This is a genomic window from Vallitaleaceae bacterium 9-2 (assembly GCA_038396585.1).
Classification (GTDB): Bacteria; Bacillota; Clostridia; order Lachnospirales; family Vallitaleaceae; genus UBA1351.
Genome location: CP121691.1, coordinates 951,756 through 970,945 on the forward strand (window position 1 = coordinate 951,756; position 19,190 = coordinate 970,945).

Genomic DNA, 19,190 nt, shown 5'->3' on the forward strand with positions numbered 1-19,190 from the left:
TATATTACGTTGTTATATAAGTTAAACATAGCTGATGAATTATTTATGAGGTGGTAAGATGACTATTACAGATAGAGATTATAACATATTAACAGATGAGGAGAAGGTAGAATGGAATCTCCAAGAACATCTTGCTTCGCTTGATGATAACGGAAAACCTTTTCTCATAAAAGGAATGAAACGAACGAATTACACTCTTATTCCAAAGGCAGCAAGGCACTACCTTTCATTATTTCCGAATAATATGATGGATATTTGTGATTTAAAAAGAGATGATTACTTGCATGATATGGTTAATGGTTTCGAAAAATTTCTAGATGACCCTTCAACTGGCGAGCTGCAAATACTGAATTATATCAATCATGGTATGAGACATCATTTGATTGCATCAATCCTTAAAGGTGGATATGACTTTGGTCATCATGAAGCCTTTGTATTTCCTGAATTCAAGCTAGGTAATTCATGGACTGTTGATTATCTAATTGTAGGAAGGAATTCTGGTGGATATGAGTTCATATTTGTAGAACTAGAATCGAATAAAGGGCAAGTGACTAGAAAAGATGGTGAATTCTCAACAGTAATAAATAAGGGTATTCATCAAATAAATGATTGGAAGATTTGGTTAGAGGGAAGGTATTCACAGCTCAATGAAACATTTGAGAAATATCTTCATGTAGATAAATCACTTCCTGATGAATTTAGAACATATGATAGTTCAAGAATTCATTATGTCTGTGTTGCAGGTAGAAGGACAGATTATAATAAAGCGACATATACAAGAAGAAGAAAATTCATGCAGGAGCAGCGAATCAATGTAATGCATTATGACAATTTAATTGACTTAGCCAGAAACACAATTGGCAAAGCCACATATTAGAGATAAGGTGGGTGGAGTAAATGTATATCAGAAAGATTAAAGAAATTGAAAATTATCGGAACTTATCAGGTGTTGACTTTTCATTTACTAAGAAGATAAATTTCATTGTTGGTGAAAACAATATTGGTAAAACTAACGTTATGGAATTAATGAATAAAGTAGTCAAGATAGGAAAGTTTGAAGAAAGTGATTTTACTGATGTTAGAGAGCCTATAAAAATCATCTTTAGTATCAAGTATAGTGAAAGTGAGCTTGGATTTTTTGAGAGCACTTTTGATGTGAATGATGAATATTTAATCACTATTACGGCTACCCAAGAGAGTGTAGACAGTAGGATTGAATATGTTCATACTGGTTCGGAGTCTTATATTAATCCCAAACATATTAAAATGCTAAATTTCATATACTATTCATCCCTTAGAACACCAAATAAAGAGCTGAGTTTTAATAATAATATCGGAACTGGTAAAGTTCTTAAATACATTATGAAAAAGAGTCTTGAAGATAAAGACATTCAACAAATGGATTTGCTAAAGCAAGATGAAATTAGAGAAGTTTTGACTGAAGTTAATGGACGCTTAGACAAATTGAATGGTTTATCATCTGAGAAAATTGAAGCATTCCTAAGCGAAGACAATGAGAATATAATTAACAGGATTTTGGAGATTGGTGATATAAATAAACGTAACCTCTCGAAACTTGGTGATGGACTGCAATACTCATTCAATATATTTCTCAACATACTTGATTTACTGGTGCATTTGAAGACAACAAAGAAAGAAAATGTTTTTGAAAGCCTACTAATCAAGGAAGCTGACGGCAAAAAATATTTGCCTATTATTCTTGGATTGGATGAACCAGAGATTCATCAACACCCATATAGACAACGTGCCTTAATTAAAAGTATTAGGGACATCATAAGTAATAAGAATGAAGGTTTTACACAAATTATAAATGACCTATTTGATATTGATGGATTTATTGGGCAGGTATTTGTAACAACGCATTCACCAAGTATTTTACTAGATGATTATAGGCAAATAATACGTTTGTATAAAGAGGGTGACAATGTAAGTTCTTCAAGTGGAAATGCTATACAGTTTACTCCAGATGAAAAGAAGTTGTTACGCAGTAGTTTCATGTATTTCAAGGAAGCTATGTTTGCAAAAGCTGTTATTCTTGTCGAAGGTGATACAGAATATGGAGCGGTTCCAGTATTTGCTCAACGGCTTGATTTTGATATGGATGAAAAAAGTGTTGGAGTATTCAAACTTGATGGTGCAGATGGAGTTAAAAAGTATCTTAAATTATTCGATGGATACAGTATTGAAGCCAAAGCGATTTTAGATAAAGATAAGGAAGCTGATTATACTGGACATGACCAAATATCATTTACTACTGGTATAGATTTTGAAGAAGATATATTTGATAACTTTACATTTGATGGATATTTGGAGTATCTAGTTAGTCTTAATAAACATACATGCCTTATTAGATTACTAAGAGCAAAGATTGATGATTTTGATAGAAGAGAATTTCTTGAAGACCCATGCTCATATGAAGTCGAAAATGAAGTGAAGATAGAGATAATGGCAGAGATTAGAGAGAAAGAACTCGAAGAGTTGGGAAAACAGAAAAATGCTGTTCATGGAGCTCTATTAGCAGAACTAGTCGATGAAATACCGCAAGCGTTTGAGGATATTATTACTGATATTATGTGGGAGATATAAATATGACTAGAGAAGAAATAGAGAATAAGATTAGGGAGATTCATGGCACAGATGAGGAACAATTAGAGTTTATACTATCAGATAATAAGAGAATTCAAGTAACTGCTAGTGCAGGTTGTGGCAAGACAAAGACTATGATAAGTAAAATTGCATATGAGTTAATTACCACACCAAACCTAAACCATAAGAAGATATTGGCTCTTACTTTTAGTGTAAATGCATCCACAAAGATAAAAGAGGATACTGCATCAATATTACCTCAAATTATTGGTGATGAAGATTTTGATGTTGAGAATAAATTAGATGTATCGAATTATCATGGTTTTTCAACCAAATTATTATTTAAGCATGGATATATATTCCATGAGAACTTGAAAAGTGTTGAAGGATTCACTATTGTTCCAGAAACGGCTGCTGTTGTAAATAGACACCTTATTGCTCAAGATGTAAGGATGTTAACAGAGTTTACTGAAGCACTTAAAGCTGTTGATAAAGCAAAAGTGGATGAGTTAATTGAAGATTATAGGAAACTTCTTATTGAAAAGCTGATTCCAAATAATGTGATTACATATAATGGTCTATTAATATTGGGGAGTGAGTTACTCTCAAACCCTCACATCAAGAACTTCTATACAAAGTATTATCCAATGGTTATTGTAGATGAATTTCAGGACACCAATTATCTTGCCTATAAAATAATATGTAATCTGATTGGTGATAACAAGATGATACTAATGGGTGATGATATCCAAAAGATATATGGTTTTCTTGGGGCTATTCCTAATTTATTTGAGGATATGAAGACTGAGTTTGATATGATGCCAATGGAGTTCAAAACCAATTATAGATTTCAGGATAATCCGAAGATGTTACAGCTTGATAATTATATAAGAGAAATATTCAAGCAATATGATGATATGGATTCATTTGAGGAGACTGCTGAAATAAACTTTGGCTTTTACACATCTGAAAGAGGTGAAGTTGATAAGATATACTCAGGGTTAATTGAAAAGACCCAAGGAGATAATACTGCTGCTGTGCTAGTGAATATCAACAGAAGTTCCACATGGATTATAGATAAACTTGAAGAGAATAATATCACTTATTTTAATGGTTTATTTAAAGATACTGATGTTGATTATCAAAAGTTTCATAAAATTGCTTTTGATAAGTTTGTGAGAGAAAGTGGAATAGGGCGGTCTGTTTCTTCAAGAGTAATGAATTCAGTGATAGCAGAGATGGAAGCAGAACAGATAGCAATAGTTACAGATATTATTGTATTCAATTCATTAATGCGATTATTGAAGGCTTTATTTGAAAAGACTAAATCATCATCTTTAAGTAGAGCTGAGAAGTATGACAAAATATCTTTTACGCTTAGTAATGGAAGTTTGAAAAGGTTGATGAATGAAATCGATGAAAAAATTGTTATTACAACTATTCACGGCTCAAAAGGTCTTGAATGGGACTATATTTTCATTCCTCAAATTACAAGTGGTGCATTTCCGATATATATAAGTGGAGGGTCGCTTTGTAAGACATGTAAAGATGATAGTAGTGGAACACAGTATCAAAAGAGATGTGAATTTACATTCCCAAGTTATTTAAAATCTGGCTTTGAAGAACAATTAAGTCTTTTCTATGTTGCTATAACAAGAGCAAGAAAAGATGTTTATATGTTTGCTAATACAGAAAATAATCCTTGGGGGTATCCTAAAAAAAGAAGCTGCTTTACGGCATTACCAAACTTAACTAGAAACAAAGACTTTTAAGGGGGTTAGATATGGCACATAAAAGCGATAGTAGTGTTCAGTTAAAATCAGAGAAAGTGATTCTTCATAAACTTGAAGAACATTTAGGATTGGCTACAGACTCTTTAATAACAGAAAGAATAAGGCTCAATAGTAAATCTACTGTAGAGTTAGATGGCTTTCATGAGGAACAAGGTATAATGGTTGAAGTGTTTTCTCGAATCGGTAAACCGAAACCTGCACATTATGAAAAGTGTTCTGATACAATAAAGTTGTAACACCAGGGGGTGCGGACATAATCTTAGACCTTAAGAAAGGATTTTGCCATGTATTCATTAGAACAACGCCGTATCGCAGTAGAACTTTATATCAAGTATGATTTACAAGTCAATCCAGTAGTCAAGGAGTTAGGATATCCCTCAAGACGTATATTATATAAATGGTATAAAGAATATCTTGAGCGTGGTGGTCATCCCAAAACCCATACAAGAGAGTCACCATATTCTTATGAGAAGAGAAAGAGTGCTGTTGAGTACTACATTAATCATGGTAAAAGTCTAGCAAATACAATTCGAAAGCTTGGCTATCCTACACAAGTTACATTAAGGTCGTGGATTACTGAGATGTACCCCGATACTGAAAAACGTTGTGATACCCAAAAATATAAGGTAAGATATTCGTATGCCAAGAAGAAAAAAGTGCTTATAGACCATTGTAAAAGATCTACATCCAGCGAGATTATTGCAAAAACTCATGGTGTTCCCCGAACTGCACTTTATCGCTGGGAAAAAGAGCTACTAAGTATGGAGAGTATCGAATCTATGAGAAATCAACGTAAAAATAACGCTTTGATAAAAAATAATCCTTCGGACAAAAAATCCGAACTAGAAAAAGAAGTCGATAAGCTAAAACAGGAAATCTTTGACCTAAAACTCGAATGTGATATATTGAAAAAGACTTCAGACGTCTTAAAAAAGCAATAAGCATCAATCCTAAATCCTTATCAAACATGGAAAAGGCCAAGGTCATTGGTGCGCTCAAACACAAATACAAGACTGCAGTCTTGCTAGATTATTTTCAAATGGCCCGTAGTAGTTACTTTTACAATGTACAAATTCTAAAACGTTCTGAAAAATATGTTGATTTGCGGATAGCGATAAAGCGAATATTTGAGGAGTCATCACAAACGTATGGATATAGAAGGATTTATGGATCCTTGGTGAAGGAAGGAATACGAGTATCAGAAAAAGTTATTCGTAGAATCATGCTTGAAGAAGGTATTTCAGTTCGCCAGGTCAAAAAGAAGAAGTATAGCTCATATAAAGGTGAAATTAGCCCTGCTGTAGAGAATGTGATTAATAGGAAGTTCACTGCTGCTAACCCAAATGAGAAATGGTTAACTGATATAACCGAATTTCATTTACCTGCCGGTAAAGTGTATCTTTCCCCAATCATTGATTGTTTTGACGGTATGGTTGTTTCTTGGTCAGTTAGTACATCTCCTAATGCAAATCTGGTAAATAGTATGTTGGACGAAGCACTTACTACGTTGGAACCAAATGAACATCCAATTATTCACACGGATCGTGGCTGTCACTATCGATGGCCAGGTTGGATAGAGAGAATGAATCAATCAGGATTAACACGTTCTATGTCTGCCAAGGGATGTTCGCCTGATAATGCAGCGTGTGAAGGATTCTTTGGCAGGCTTAAGAATGAGATGTATTATGGAAAGTCGTGGCTTCAGACATCAAAAAATGAATTTATTGATCATATAAACCAGTATATCGAATGATATAATAAAAAGCGTATAAAAATATCACTTGGGGCCAAGAGTCCTATAGAGTATCGACGTAGCCTAGGATTGTAATAATCAGTCCAAGAAAACATCCGCACCCCCGGTATGACAATTTTGCTTGACTAGAACAAAGTGAGATATGCCTTGAAAGGGGATTCCCGAAAAAAATCAAAGTGGATAATGGCCCGGAGTTTATTTCTAGATCATTAGATTCTTGGGCTTACTTCAACAAAGTCAAACTCGAATTCTCAAGGCCAGGGACACCAACAGATAATGCAGTCATCGAATCCTTTAACGGGAGCCTTAGAGACGAATGTCTAAATGTAAGTTGGTTCATATCATTAGATGACGCAAAAGGAAAAATCGAGGCATGGAGATTGGACTACAATGAATTCAGACCTCACTCTGGACTAACACACATGACACCATCCGAATTTGCCCAAAATCATAACGAAAAATCGATTTCATAATGAACATTTTAACTTTAAATATGGACCAAAAAAAGGGTGCTACTCAATCATAAAGTGACTAACATTTATATTGGATTAGATTTTGGGGAGCAGGTCAGAGTAAATGATATACTTGACTGATACATATAAAGTAGCTATAACCGCGGTATTTTTTTAACGGTTATAGCTGTTTTTATGTAAAGCTGTCAAATGAATTGATTACCTACAGAAGTGTAAAGCTTACATCGGTAGGTGAAGTAAATTTCACCTGTACACTGTTTCCAACTTGAGCGCCACAAGATACATACCACGGAGTGAAAGCTTTGCAAGCGCCGTGGCCTATACCTTCAAATTGTTTTGCGTATTTACCATCGGCTGTTCCGTTACCTGCTGCTTTGATTCTTATTGATGGTGAACCATTAGTAAAGGATGCCGTGTATTCAGAACCACGTCTAATATTATACATTCTTGCATAATCTACAGGAATCTTAACATAAGATTCACCTTCAATTTTTGCTCTGTTTGTTGGGTTTCTTGGTTCATTTCCCCAATCGATATGAGAGGGTTTAATCGCAACAGTATATATATCTCCTGCTTTTGGCATAATATTCCTCCTTGCAACTTAGATTAATGTGCTATCAATTATTTCAACTATTCAGTAGGTTGATGTGAAAATCATTTGACATTACAATACCTAAAAATTTTAACATAATTTGGAACTTGGTACCAGATGTACAAGGAAAATAAAAGGTAATATAATCGAGCTACTTTTTTATCGTGCGAACAATCGTTCGAATAGCTAAACAAATATATGGACAATATAAAATTTATAGTTTATACTAGTGTTAGTTTGATAGAGCGGAGGGGATGGAAGATGACAATCTCAGAGCAAATAAAAGTACTATGTGTACGTTGTGATATAAGTGTAGCTGAATTAGCTAGAAGAGTGGGTAAATCCCCTCAAAATATGAGCTCTAAGCTGAAACGAGGCAGTTTTACAATTGAAGACTTAGATGATATTGCAGAGGCAGTAGGGGTTACTTTTGAAAGACACTTTGTACTTAATAATGGCGACAAAGTATAAATATTGGAGGATTTAGAATGCGATTTGAACTAGGAGAACTGTTTTGCGGACCAGGCGGTATCGCTCATGGTGCTACAACTGCAAGAATTGAAAATGAGGAGTTTCAAATAGTCCATAAGTGGGCGAACGATTATGACCAAGATACGTGCAACACATATGCTTATAATATATGTCCTGAACATCCTGAGTCAGTAATATGTGAGGATGTAAGGAAATTAAGGATAAATGATTTAGAACCAATTGATGGTTTTGCTTTTGGCTTCCCATGCAATGACTTTAGTTTAGTGGGTGAGCAAAAGGGATTTGATGGTGAATTTGGACCACTTTACACCTATGGTGTTAAAGTACTTAAGAAATTTAAGCCTAAGTGGTTCTTAGCTGAAAATGTGGGTGGTATACGAAGTGCTAATGAAGGTGGAGCATTTAAGAAGATATTGAATGACCTAGAGAACGTTGGATATAAATTATATCCACATCTCTATAAGTTTGAGCAATATGGAATTCCACAAGCTAGACATAGGGTAATAATAATAGGGATTAGAAAAGATTTACCTTATGAGTTTAAGGTGCCATCACCTGCACCTTATGCAGATATAGATAACACAAGTAAAACAGCACTAGAGGTACCACCTATTGCGAAAGATGCTCTAAATAATGAGAGGACACGACAATCTGCAGTTGTAACTGAAAGACTTAAACATATTAAACCAGGACAAAATGCTTTTAATGCTGATATTCCGGAAAATCTTCAGTTAAAAGTTAAAGGTGCTAAAATCAGTCAAATTTATAAACGTTTAGACCCTCATAAGCCTGCTTATACAGTTACTGGTAGCGGTGGAGGTGGTACTCATATATATCATTATGATGAACCACGAGCATTAACAAATAGGGAAAGAGCAAGGTTGCAGACTTTTCCAGACCATTATAACTTTCAGGGTGGGAAAGAGAGTGTAAGAAAACAGATTGGTATGGCTGTACCAGCAGCTGGTGCTAAGATTATTTTTGAAGCTGTTCTTAGAACATTCGCAGGTATTGAATATGAAAGTGTAGAGTGCAATGTAGAAATATAGATAGGGGGTGTACTATGATTAATTATTGGTGGGTAACTAGACCTAAAAGAAAATTAAACTCAGTACCTGAGGTACTTACAACATTTGCAGAATTATCACTTGATGCAGAGTGGCAAGGGCAAAGGGGAACACATTTATCCTTAGAAGATGCATTAGAACAAGCAGGATTGAAAAGAATTGGAGAAAGGCGAGACCAAACTGGGGGCGGTGCTAGAACTTATAAAGCATGGATAATGAGTCTAGGCTTGATATTTGCACAAGAATCCACGGGTCAAATAAAGCTTACCTTAGCAGGTGAAGCCATAATGTCAGGTGCATCACCAGTACAAGTATTAAAACATCAAGTTCTTAAATATCAGTTCCCCTCGTCATTTTCAATGGGTCGAGGGGTTCTGGTCTCTTCACGATTTAAAATCAGACCTTTTAGGTTTTTACTAAGACTTTTAAATGATGAGAGAATCAGTTGTTATATAACTGAGGAAGAGATTGCGAAAATTGTTATTACGGAAGCTGAAAAAGAAACCGATTCGTGCTTTAATCATGTAGTGAATAGAATAATTGAGTTTCGTAATACTGGTGATTCTTGTTTAAAGGATGATTTCTTTACGAAGTATGGACCAGGACGTGGAAAAGTTAATCCTGCTTATCCGTATCGTCATCTGACTGATACAGCTAATACCTTAGTAAATTGGCTTGAATATACCCAGTTAGCTAAAAGAAATGATAATCGACAGCTAGTTATATTAGATGACAAGAAAGCAGAAGTAGAAGAAATATTAGCAGAAACTCCACCTTTCATCAATAGACCTGAACAGCATGAATATTTTCAAAGAAAATTCGGGGTTGACCCAGAACATACTAAGGATACACGTAATCTTACAGCTACCAGAACGGTAACTCATAAAATAATTGCAGAGCAAAAGATTAAGCAAGCTTTCATCTCAGAATCGTTAAAGCAGCCTATTGCTAGGATTGATTCACAAGTTATAGATAAGATTATAGATATGACTGGCATTGATGCAAATCTTGTTGAGGAAACGCTTTTAAAATACTATCCTCATGGAGCCATTGGGTCATTTATGACTGAGTACTTTGAAATGGCATTTAGAGGTAGAGATAATGCCATAGAGTTTGAGACTGCTACTGTAGAACTGTTTCAGTCAGCGTTTGGATTTAGAGCAGAGCATGTAGGTCCAATTGGACTAACTCCTGATGTGCTTGTCCTATCTGATCAGGATAGATATGTTGGCATTATAGACAATAAAGCATACAGTAAGTATTCAATTACGAATGACCATAGAAATCGTATGATATATAATTATATTGAATCATACCGTCAAAGCGAGTATCCTCTTGAGTTCTTTAGTTATATATCAGGCGGATTCAGTAATAATATTAATAATCAAATTCAAAGTATAGCTGCAGAAACGGGTATTAATGGTTCTGCAATGTCAGTATCAAATATGATAAAATTAGTTGAGAATTATGAACGTAATAGATATGACCACAGTAAAATAAAGCAAGTATTTTCGGTCAATAGACAAGTATTGTTAGCAGATATATAAATTTTTAAGGTAGCCATAATTGGTTACCTTTTTTACTTTCAAACCTATCATTTAAGGGTATGCTTTAAGCAAGAGGTGTGAAATATGGGGGACATGTTTTCAAAAGAAAAAAGAAGCGAAATTATGTCGCATATAAATGGGAAAGATACTAAACTTGATGTGCTTGTAAGGGAGTAATATTGGATCAGTTTATTGGGGGGGGCAGGTCATGTGAATCTCTCTTTTTGGTGTCTACTTTATTGTAACAATCGTTAATGATCGTGTCTATTTTTATAGTATAGATCCATTTTGAGGATTATTGCGTAAGGTATTTATCACCGAATAGAGATGATGTTGATAAACTTAAAATAGGAAAATTTTGTTCCATAGGTTCAGGAGCTATCTTTATGATGGCTGGTAATCAAGGGCATAGATATGATTGGATAACAAGTTATCCATTTTATTATTCAACTATTAATGAGAGGGCAAAAGATGGATATGTACCAGCTGGAGATACTGTGATTGGAAATGATGTCTGGATAGGAACGGAAGCAGTCATAATGCCTGGAGTAAAAATAGGGGATGGTGCTGTAATAGCGACAAGAGCATTAGTTTCAAAAGATGTAGAGCCATATACTATTGTTGGAGGAAATCCAGCTAAGCCTATTAAAAAAAGATTTACACAAGACAAAATTGAAATGTTGTTAGAAATTAAATGGTGGGATTGGCCTATTCAAAAAATCAAAAATAACATGCTACTTTTGTGTAGTGATGATATTAAATTGTTATATAAAGAGTTTTTGAATAAATAAATCGAAATGATGAACCACATCATATATCTAGGGTGGATGTTACTGTTATGGACGACAGTTATATCTTATGAACTTAATGCATGTGCTTGAATAGTTAATGCAAAGGAGGACTTATCTATCAATAATCCTATAAATCAATATTTGGAGTATATTAAAAAAATAGGTAACCGAAAAGAATTATATAAAGTAGTTGCCAAGACCTTTAATGTGACAAGTGCATTATATCCGGGGAGTCATGTTGATATAAGTCCATCGTTAGTGATTCCTGATGTCACTTATATTGATAATTATAAGGGGACGATTAGCTTTTTTGCAGACATAGAGCCTATATATGATTATATCAATCAGAAGAAGGACTATGATGAGGCTTGCCATATTAGATTTTACGGGGAAAATTATGAAGATAATTTTGACCTTGGCAAGGTGGACTTAATCATTTCTCAATATGCGGGTTTTGTTGGTCAATCAACAAAAAAATATCTGAAAGACGAAGGGATATTGTTATGTAATGACAGCCATGGTGACGCGACTTTGGCATATTTAGACGATGCCTTTGAATTCATTGGAGTGGTTGATGCGAACAATAGGATTGCAACAAAGCAGTTGGATCAATATTTTCAATTTGCCCGCCAGAGGAAAATAGACATCGAGAAGGTTAAGCAAACAATGAAAGGTCCAAAATACAAACATCAAGCACCAAATTATTTGTTTAGATATAAAAATTTATTTTAAGATTCCTTGCATTATCTATAGCGAGATAGTAAAATATTACTAAGGTAGCATGCTAATGTGCGAGGGGATGAGGCAATGAAACATCCAATAAGGGATAATCAAATACTATTAAAAAATATGAACGCATAATCACGGGAGTGGTATGCGTTTTTTTTGCACAATACCATAAAGAAAGGATATATTTTGGGAATCGAGCGTGACACATATTAAGGATCAAATAGTGGAAGGAGAGGGTTAGTTTTGCACAACACCAAATGGAAAGCGGTAGCAATTATTTTTTTTATGAGTTTTTACATGAATATCACTGTGGTATCAGTAGTAGGTGTGGACGGTTTCAATGATATAGATAATCATTGGGCAAAAGATAAGATTTCAAAATGGACAGAGGCGGGGAGGATCTCGGGCTATCCAGATGGCTCCTTTAAACCAGATGACAATATTACCAAGGCTGAGTTTATTACACTGATTAACAAATTGTATGGTTACAATGAAGCGGATGGGGTTAATTTTTCAGATGTTGGAAGCGAAGCGTGGTATGCTAATCAGACAGCGATAGCAAAATCAAATCGATATATGCAATGGTATCAAAACAATCAATTAGAACCGGATGAAGCTATTTCTAGAGAAGATGTCAGTGTTATAGTAGCTGAAATTCTGGCAAGTAAAAGTAACGATCCTGACACAGTTTTAAGTTCTTTTGAAGACGGAACAATGGTTGAGGAAACGCATCAATCACAGGTGGCAGCGTTAATCGAAAAAGGTTATTTAACGGGATATCCTGATGGAACGTATAAACCACAAGGGGCTATTACCCGTGCAGAGGTTATTAATCTGCTAGACAAAGTACTTGGACGAACGGTTACAGAATCGGGAACTGTTGGCAATGGTTCGCAGGTTGAAGTTGTCGATGGGAACATTACCGTATACAAAGGCGATTTAACCCTGACTAACGTTTGGATTAAAGGTGATTTGATATTAACGGCAGAAGTTGCTGATGGAGATATTAACTTAGAGAATGTGACGATTGATGGACGTATTATTGTAGATGGCGGCGATAGTCAACTGCATTTAAAGGGAAGTAATATAAGTGAGATACTTCTGGTTAAAAAAAGTGGAAAGTCTCAAGTTCTCTCTGAGAACAGTACAGTGAATAAGGTGATATCAAAATCCAATGTACTCCTAGAAGGTGATTTTAAAAACTCAGAAGTTGAAATTCAATCATCAGGACATGTAGTTGAATTGGATGGAACATTTGCTTCAGTTGAAATGAAAGAGAGCGCAACCCTTGAGATCAAAGGTGATACCGGTATTGATGATTTGAAGGTGGCTACTGAAGCAGCAGGTTCAAATATCAATACATCTTCCGGGACAACCATTAAGGAAGTAACTTTTGATGGTCCGGCGATAGTTAAAGGAAGTGTGTTCATTGCCAAGGTGGTCTTGAATACAGATGGGGTTTTAGTAGAGCCTGTTGTAGGTGAAATAGAAAAAAACGAAGCAACAACGAATTCCGAAGGCGTTAAAGTCAAACAACCGTCGCGAGGTGGAGGTGGCACTAGCACAACAACGGATACAACGCCTCCGACCGGTTATAGCGTCAGTTTTGACCAAAGTGCAGCAAATAGTTCCAATCAATCTTCAATGAGTTTTACTTTTAGCTCGGCAGAAGTCGGGACGAGTTATAAGTATAGTATTGACGATACGAATGGATTGACTTTGGCAGTCATTGGCAATGGAACGATAGCTACTGCTACGGATCAAGTAACTGGCATTGATGTCAGCACGTTGGATGATGATACTTTGACATTGACTGTGACATTAGTAGATGCAGCGAACAATCAGGGGAATAGTGTAAGTGATACGGTAATAAAAGAAACGGTTGCACCGACGGGCTACAGTGTTTCAATAGATCAGGCGGCTATCACTGCTTCCAATGAAACCACAATGAGTTTTAGCTTTGCATCTGCTGAGGTAGGGAGTAATTATCGTTATACGATTGCTGATACTGATAATGGGACATCGGATGTAACAGGTAGTGGTTCAATTGTCACGGCAGCGGATCAAGTGATTGGAATAAATGTCAGCACGCTTACAAATGGAACACTGACATTGCACGTCCAATTAACAGACGCAGCAGGGAATGAGGGAAATATAGCGGTTGATACCATCATAAAGGAATCAACGCCGCCGAGTGGCTTTAGTGCTAGCTTTGATCAAGATCCTGTGAATCTAACAAATAAAACAAATATCTCTTTCACGTTTGCCTTGGCAGAAGTTGGAACAACTTATAACTATAGCATCGACGATACCAATGCTGGAACCCCTGCGGTTACAGGCAGTGGAACCATAGCGACAGCCACCGATCAAATCAGTGGATTGGATGTCAGTGGTCTGGATGATGACACGCTAACCTTGACAGTCTATTTGACCGATAGTTATGGGAACCAAGGAAATAATGTAACGGATACAGTGCTTAAAGATACGAGTGAACCAAGTGGCTATAGCGTTAGTATAGATTCAAGTTATATCAATAGTAGCAATGCAACAGCAATAAGCTTTACTTTTGCTTTGGCGGAAGTCGGAGCAACGTATTCTTACAGTATCGACGATACCAATGGCGGGACTTTGCCGATAACAGGAAGTGGAACCATAGGGACAGCCACCGATCAGATAACAGGTATTGATGTCAGTGGATTAGATGATGATACCTTAACCTTGACAGTTTACCTGACAGATAATCATGGGAACCAAGGTGGCAACACAACGGATACAGCAACTAAAGAGACCGTTGTGCCAAGCGGTTACTCTGTTACTCTAGATCAAGACCCGGTGACGTCAGCTAATGACACGGGGGTAAGCTTTAGTTTTGCCTTGGCGGAAGTCGGAACAACATATCATTACAGCATTGATGATAATAATAATGGCACGTCACCGATAACAGGAAGTGGGGGCATAATAACAGCCACAGACCAGGTAAGTAGTATTGATGTGAGTGGCTTAGATGATGGGACCTTGCATCTTAGTGTGACCTTAACAGATGCAGCAGGCAATATCGGGGTAGCGGCAACAGATAGTGCAACCAAAGAAGCGACGCCTCCAACTGGATACACCATAAGCTTCGATCAAGATTCAGTGATTGCATCCAATGCAACGAATGTATCTTTTACTTTTGCCTCGGCAGAAGTAGGAGTCGCTTATACCTATAGCATCGACGATTACAACGGCGGAACCCCTGCGGTTACAGGAAGTGGTATGATAGCGACAGCGACAGACCAGATCAGTGGATTGGATGTCAGCGGGTTGGATGATGATACCTTAACCTTGACAGCTTATTTAACGGATGCATATGGGAACCAAGGAATCAATGTAACGGATACATTAATAAAAGATATATATATACCAAATGGCTATAGTGTTAGTATTGATTCAAGTTATATTAATAACACCAATGCAACAGCAATGAGTTTCACATTTGCCTTGGCGGAAGTCGGAACAACGTATCACTACACTATTGACGATACCAACGGTGCGACTGCTGCGATCACAGGTAGTGGAGTTATAGAGACAGCGACAGATCAGATAACAGATATTGATGTCAGTGGCTTAGCCGACGATATTCTAACTTTGACGGTCTATCTAACAGATAGTGCGGGCAATCAAGGTAGCGATGCAACGGATACAGTGACCAAAGAGACGGTGCCACCAAGTGGTTATACGGTTACCTTAGATCAAGACCCGGTGACGTCATCTAATGATACTGCAGTAAGTTTTACGTTTGCCTCGGCGCAAGTAGATGCAGACTATGCCTACAGTATCAGTGATGGCAGTAGCCAAGTGACAGGCAGTGGGACGATAGCAACAGCCACAGACCAGATAAGTAGTATTGATGTGAGTGGTCTAGCGGATGGAACCTTGAATCTTAGCGTGACCTTAACAGATGCAGCAGGCAATATCGGGGTAGCGGCAACAGATAGTGCAACCAAAGAAGCAACGCCTCCAAGTGGATACAGTGTAAGCTTCGATCAAGGCACGGTAATCTCATCCAATGAAGCCAACATATCTTTTACCTTTGCCTCGGCAGAAGTAGGAGCTACCTATAACTATAGCATCGACGATACCAATGCTGGAACCCCTGCGGTTACAGGAAGTGGAACCATAGCGACAGCCACAGACCAGATAAGTGGATTGGATGTGAGTGGTCTAGATGATGACACGTTAACCTTGACAGCTTATTTAACAGATGCATATGGAAATCAAGGAGATAATGTAGCGGATATGATTACAAAAGATACCGTTGCTCCAAGTGGATACAGTGTTAGTATTGATTCAAGTTATATTAATAACACCAATGCAACAGCAATGAGTTTCAAGTTTGCCTTGGCGGAAGTCGGAACAACGTATCACTACACTATTGACGATACCAACGGTGTGACTGCTGCCATCACAGGAAGTGGAACTATAGCAACAGCCACAGATCAGATAGCTGGTATTGATGTCAGTGGATTAGCCGACGATATTCTAACTTTGACGGTCTACCTAACAGATAGTGCGGGTAATCAAGGTAGCAATGCAACGGATACAGTGACCAAAGAGACAGTGCCACCTAGTGGTTATACAGTTACCTTAGATCAAGACCCGGTGACATCAGATAATGATACTACAGTAAGTTTTACATTTGCTTCGGCGCAAGTAGATGCAGATTATGCCTATAGTATCAGTGATGGCAGTAGCCAAGTGACAGGCAGTGGGACGATAGGGACAGCCACAGATCAGATAAGTAGTATTGATGTGAGTGGTCTAGCGGATGGAACCTTGAACCTTAGCGTGACCTTAACAGATGCAGCTGGCAATGTCGGGCTAGCAGCAACAGATAGTGCAACAAAAAAAGCAATCTCACCAAGTGGGTATAGCGTCAGCTTCGATCAAGGCTCAGTGATTCCGTCCAATGAATTCAACATATCCTTTGCCTTTGCCTTGGCAGAAGTAGGAGCTACCTATACCTATAGCATTGATGATACCAATGCTGGAACCCCTGCGGTTACAGGAAGTGGTACGATAGCGACAGCGACAGACCAGATCAGTGGATTGGATGTGAGTGGTCTAGATGATGACATGTTAACCTTGACAGCTTATTTAACAGATGCATATGGAAATCAAGGAGATAATGTAACGGATACAGTAGAAAAAGATACGAGTGTACCGAGTGGATACAGTGTTAATATGGATCCAAGTTATATCAATAGTACCAATGCAACCGCAATAAGTTTTACTTTTGCATTGGCAGAGGTGGATGCAACGTATTATTACAGCATTGACGATACCAACGGTGCGACTTCCGCGATCACAGGTAGTGGAGTTATAGAGACAGCGACAGATCAGATAACAGGTATTGATGTGAGTGGCTTAGATGATGATACCATCACCTTAAGTGTTTATTTAACAGATGGTTTTGGAAATACAGGCAATACCACAACGGATACAGTGACCAAAGAGACTGTGGTGCCAAGCGGTTACACCGTTACCTTAGATCAAGATCCGGTGACATCAGATAATGAAACGGCAATAAGTTTTACGTTTGCCTCGGCGGAAGTAGGAGCCACTTATAACTATAGTATTGATGATGCCAATGGTGCAACTTCGGCGATCACAGGTAGTGGAACGATAGAGGCAGCCACAGATCAGATAACAGGTATTGATGTGAGTGGATTAGATAGTGGAACCTTGAACCTTAACGTGACATTGACAGATATAGCGGGCAATGTGGGTATAGCTGCAACGGATAGCGTAGTAAAAAGTGCGAATGTTCCCAATAGTTACACAGCTACCTGTGCCAGTGATCCAAGTGATGATTATGCACAAACATATGAGAAAGCAGCAGATGTTAATGGAAAACCAAGTTATAATTATTATCACAATGTATATGGTGCGAATTTCACAATTCTATGGGATGCTGGCGATAACCGCTGGGAGCTTCAAGATGATAGTGTCTCTGCTGGATATGATCCGGTAGTTCATTACCATAATGGTACAGGTGATACGCCTCCAATTGGTCCTTGGATAAATATATATGGGATTGGGGATATATCACTCAATGCAAACTAGTATTCAAATAAAGAGACAACATATTAATATGTTGTCTCTTTATTTGAATCTAACTTCTTGGCGGGAAAATACCATTAACGCAGATAATAAAGTTAATGGTTAAAAAGGGTGGTAAAATTTGAAGTGGTTGAGAACCGCCGGTATCTCCGATGCTTTTTTCATGCATATTCGTAGTTGTATCGGGATCTTTTGGTCCATAAACATTGGTGGTATATCTAGATTGTGGAACAGATAAAACATTGTTTTCAGGTTCTGCTAAAGTTGCATTTTGGGTGGATGCAGTTATGGTATGGCTATGTTTAGGCATGTTATCAACTGTGATGTGCGTTGTTAGCGTTCCGCCTTTTTCTCCTTGACGAAAAATAGGTCCTTGATGCATTGGGAAGCGATCGCGTAAATCCGGTAATTGGAATGTATTGATTCCATCACCGCCATAGGTGGTACCTAGAAGCGCATAAAGTGCTTGAAATTGTGATATCGGTAATATAGCTCCATCACAGAACATCCAGTCCTGAGGCGCATAGTTGCCGGCGAACATTGTAATCTCACCTAAATAGTAATCTACCATTTAAAAATTCCTCCTTACTTAATCAATTGATGGTTTGTGTTAAGGACGAGATGGATAATAGCCATCATAGTTTATGATAAAATTAAATGTAAGATAAGGCGGCATCGTTGCAAGTGGTTGAGAGCCACCTTCATTTTTTAGACTGTCTTGATCCAATGAAGTTATATGAGAAGCATCATAGTTAGTGTACAGCATTGTCGGATAGCGCGATTGAACAGTTGACATTACGTTATTCGTTGGAGTTGACTCAGCCATATTGCTTGTAGAAGTTCGAAGGGGATGATTGTGAGCGGGTAAATGGTTGGGGGATAGTTGAACGTGCGTCCAACCTCCAATCATTCCTTGATAGAAGCCATCGCCTCGATGGTTTGGAATCCGGTCTCTTAAATCCGGCAGTTTGAAGGTGGTATACCCATCGCCACCGTAACGATTTCCGATAACAGCATAAAGCAGCTGGTACTCAGAAATCTGAAGTGTCGAACCATCACAGAGGAACCATCCTTCTGGCGCGTAAGTTGCTGCAGTAAGGGTCACTTGTCCTGCAAATGGATAATTCATTAATATTTCCTCCTCTCGTTAAAACCTTGACTAACTTGTATAGAATTATTATATCATAAAATTAAATGTAAAACGCAAAGAGAGTATTTTGTATGGAAAATATAGCTTATAATGG

The 19,190-nt window shown here is 37.3% G+C and carries 14 protein-coding genes and 2 pseudogenes; 13 read left to right on the forward strand and 3 right to left on the reverse strand.

Annotated elements, in window-relative coordinates; genetic code table 11:
• The first annotated feature begins 58 nt into the window (after nt 1-58).
• The 7 genes and pseudogenes from QBE53_04440 to QBE53_04470 all read left to right on the forward strand — a co-directional run bounded on the left by QBE53_04440 (nt 59) and on the right by QBE53_04470 (nt 6,626).
• Complete coding sequence (locus tag QBE53_04440; GenBank protein WZL82360.1) at nt 59-877, forward strand: DUF4263 domain-containing protein; 819 nt, start codon at nt 59-61, stop codon at nt 875-877.
• Nucleotides 878-897: 20 nt separating this feature from the next.
• Nucleotides 898-2,607 carry an AAA family ATPase gene (locus QBE53_04445; GenBank protein WZL82361.1) on the forward strand — a complete coding sequence of 570 codons (1,710 nt, stop codon included), beginning with the start codon at nt 898-900 and terminating at the stop codon, nt 2,605-2,607.
• Nucleotides 2,608-2,609: 2 nt separating this feature from the next.
• A complete protein-coding gene (locus tag QBE53_04450; GenBank protein ID WZL82362.1) occupies nt 2,610-4,379 on the forward strand; it encodes an ATP-dependent helicase in 1,770 nt (589 codons plus the stop codon).
• An 11-nt stretch (nt 4,380-4,390) separates the two neighbouring features.
• Nucleotides 4,391-4,636 carry a hypothetical protein gene (locus QBE53_04455; protein WZL82363.1) on the forward strand — a complete coding sequence of 82 codons (246 nt, stop codon included), beginning with the start codon at nt 4,391-4,393 and terminating at the stop codon, nt 4,634-4,636.
• Nucleotides 4,637-4,684: 48 nt separating this feature from the next.
• Nucleotides 4,685-5,341 (forward strand): hypothetical protein, encoded by a 657-nt coding sequence (locus QBE53_04460; GenBank protein WZL82364.1) that lies wholly within the window; start codon nt 4,685-4,687, stop codon nt 5,339-5,341.
• Between the two features lie 26 nt (nt 5,342-5,367).
• Nucleotides 5,368-6,153 (forward strand): IS3 family transposase, encoded by a 786-nt coding sequence (locus QBE53_04465; GenBank protein ID WZL82365.1) that lies wholly within the window; start codon nt 5,368-5,370, stop codon nt 6,151-6,153.
• A 140-nt stretch (nt 6,154-6,293) separates the two neighbouring features.
• Nucleotides 6,294-6,626 (forward strand): annotated as a pseudogene (locus tag QBE53_04470) (integrase core domain-containing protein).
• 202 nt (nt 6,627-6,828) lie between these two features.
• Here QBE53_04470 and QBE53_04475 read toward each other — a convergent pair.
• Nucleotides 6,829-7,209 (reverse strand): hypothetical protein, encoded by a 381-nt coding sequence (locus QBE53_04475; protein ID WZL82366.1) that lies wholly within the window; start codon nt 7,207-7,209, stop codon nt 6,829-6,831.
• A gap of 270 nt (nt 7,210-7,479) precedes the next feature.
• On the opposite strand from QBE53_04475, the gene QBE53_04480 reads away from it, so the two are divergent.
• The 6 genes and pseudogenes from QBE53_04480 to QBE53_04505 all read left to right on the forward strand — a co-directional run bounded on the left by QBE53_04480 (nt 7,480) and on the right by QBE53_04505 (nt 17,949).
• The gene (locus QBE53_04480; GenBank protein WZL82367.1) at nt 7,480-7,689 is read left to right on the forward strand and encodes a helix-turn-helix transcriptional regulator; all 210 of its coding nucleotides are present in this window, start codon (nt 7,480-7,482) and stop codon (nt 7,687-7,689) included.
• Nucleotides 7,690-7,706: 17 nt separating this feature from the next.
• Nucleotides 7,707-8,759, forward strand: a complete 1,053-nt coding sequence (locus tag QBE53_04485) for a DNA cytosine methyltransferase (protein ID WZL82368.1) — start codon at nt 7,707-7,709, stop codon at nt 8,757-8,759.
• Nucleotides 8,760-8,773: 14 nt separating this feature from the next.
• Nucleotides 8,774-10,324, forward strand: a complete 1,551-nt coding sequence (locus tag QBE53_04490) for a restriction endonuclease FokI C-terminal domain-containing protein (protein WZL82369.1) — start codon at nt 8,774-8,776, stop codon at nt 10,322-10,324.
• A gap of 293 nt (nt 10,325-10,617) precedes the next feature.
• A pseudogene (locus QBE53_04495) lies at nt 10,618-11,115 on the forward strand (CatB-related O-acetyltransferase).
• A gap of 141 nt (nt 11,116-11,256) precedes the next feature.
• Nucleotides 11,257-11,847 carry a hypothetical protein gene (locus QBE53_04500; GenBank protein WZL82370.1) on the forward strand — a complete coding sequence of 197 codons (591 nt, stop codon included), beginning with the start codon at nt 11,257-11,259 and terminating at the stop codon, nt 11,845-11,847.
• Between the two features lie 294 nt (nt 11,848-12,141).
• Nucleotides 12,142-17,949 (forward strand): S-layer homology domain-containing protein, encoded by a 5,808-nt coding sequence (locus QBE53_04505; protein WZL82371.1) that lies wholly within the window; start codon nt 12,142-12,144, stop codon nt 17,947-17,949.
• 49 nt (nt 17,950-17,998) lie between these two features.
• Here QBE53_04505 and QBE53_04510 read toward each other — a convergent pair whose 3' ends face one another.
• Nucleotides 17,999-18,517: a tail fiber protein gene (locus QBE53_04510; GenBank protein WZL82372.1), complete on the reverse strand. Its 519-nt coding sequence runs from the start codon at nt 18,515-18,517 to the stop codon at nt 17,999-18,001.
• A 39-nt stretch (nt 18,518-18,556) separates the two neighbouring features.
• On the reverse strand, nt 18,557-19,075 hold the full coding sequence (locus tag QBE53_04515) for a tail fiber protein (GenBank protein WZL82373.1): 519 nt from the start codon (nt 19,073-19,075) through the stop codon (nt 18,557-18,559).
• Between the last annotated feature and the right edge of the window lie 115 nt (nt 19,076-19,190).

Excerpts from the sequence above, each read along its gene's own strand:
- QBE53_04515 (WZL82373.1), bottom strand. The coding sequence starts at position 19,075 with ATGAATTATCCATTTGCAGGACAAGTGACCCTTACTGCAGCAACTTAC.
- QBE53_04465 (WZL82365.1), top strand. The coding sequence starts at position 5,368 with ATGGAAAAGGCCAAGGTCATTGGTGCGCTCAAACACAAATACAAGACT.
- QBE53_04450 (WZL82362.1), top strand. The coding sequence starts at position 2,610 with ATGACTAGAGAAGAAATAGAGAATAAGATTAGGGAGATTCATGGCACA.
- QBE53_04485 (WZL82368.1), top strand. The coding sequence starts at position 7,707 with ATGCGATTTGAACTAGGAGAACTGTTTTGCGGACCAGGCGGTATCGCT.
- QBE53_04510 (WZL82372.1), bottom strand. The coding sequence starts at position 18,517 with ATGGTAGATTACTATTTAGGTGAGATTACAATGTTCGCCGGCAACTAT.
- QBE53_04445 (WZL82361.1), top strand. The coding sequence starts at position 898 with ATGTATATCAGAAAGATTAAAGAAATTGAAAATTATCGGAACTTATCA.
- QBE53_04505 (WZL82371.1), top strand. The coding sequence starts at position 12,142 with ATGAATATCACTGTGGTATCAGTAGTAGGTGTGGACGGTTTCAATGAT.
- QBE53_04490 (WZL82369.1), top strand. The coding sequence starts at position 8,774 with ATGATTAATTATTGGTGGGTAACTAGACCTAAAAGAAAATTAAACTCA.
- QBE53_04440 (WZL82360.1), top strand. The coding sequence starts at position 59 with ATGACTATTACAGATAGAGATTATAACATATTAACAGATGAGGAGAAG.
- QBE53_04455 (WZL82363.1), top strand. The coding sequence starts at position 4,391 with ATGGCACATAAAAGCGATAGTAGTGTTCAGTTAAAATCAGAGAAAGTG.
- QBE53_04480 (WZL82367.1), top strand. The coding sequence starts at position 7,480 with ATGACAATCTCAGAGCAAATAAAAGTACTATGTGTACGTTGTGATATA.
- QBE53_04475 (WZL82366.1), bottom strand. The coding sequence starts at position 7,209 with ATGCCAAAAGCAGGAGATATATATACTGTTGCGATTAAACCCTCTCAT.
- QBE53_04460 (WZL82364.1), top strand. The coding sequence starts at position 4,685 with ATGTATTCATTAGAACAACGCCGTATCGCAGTAGAACTTTATATCAAG.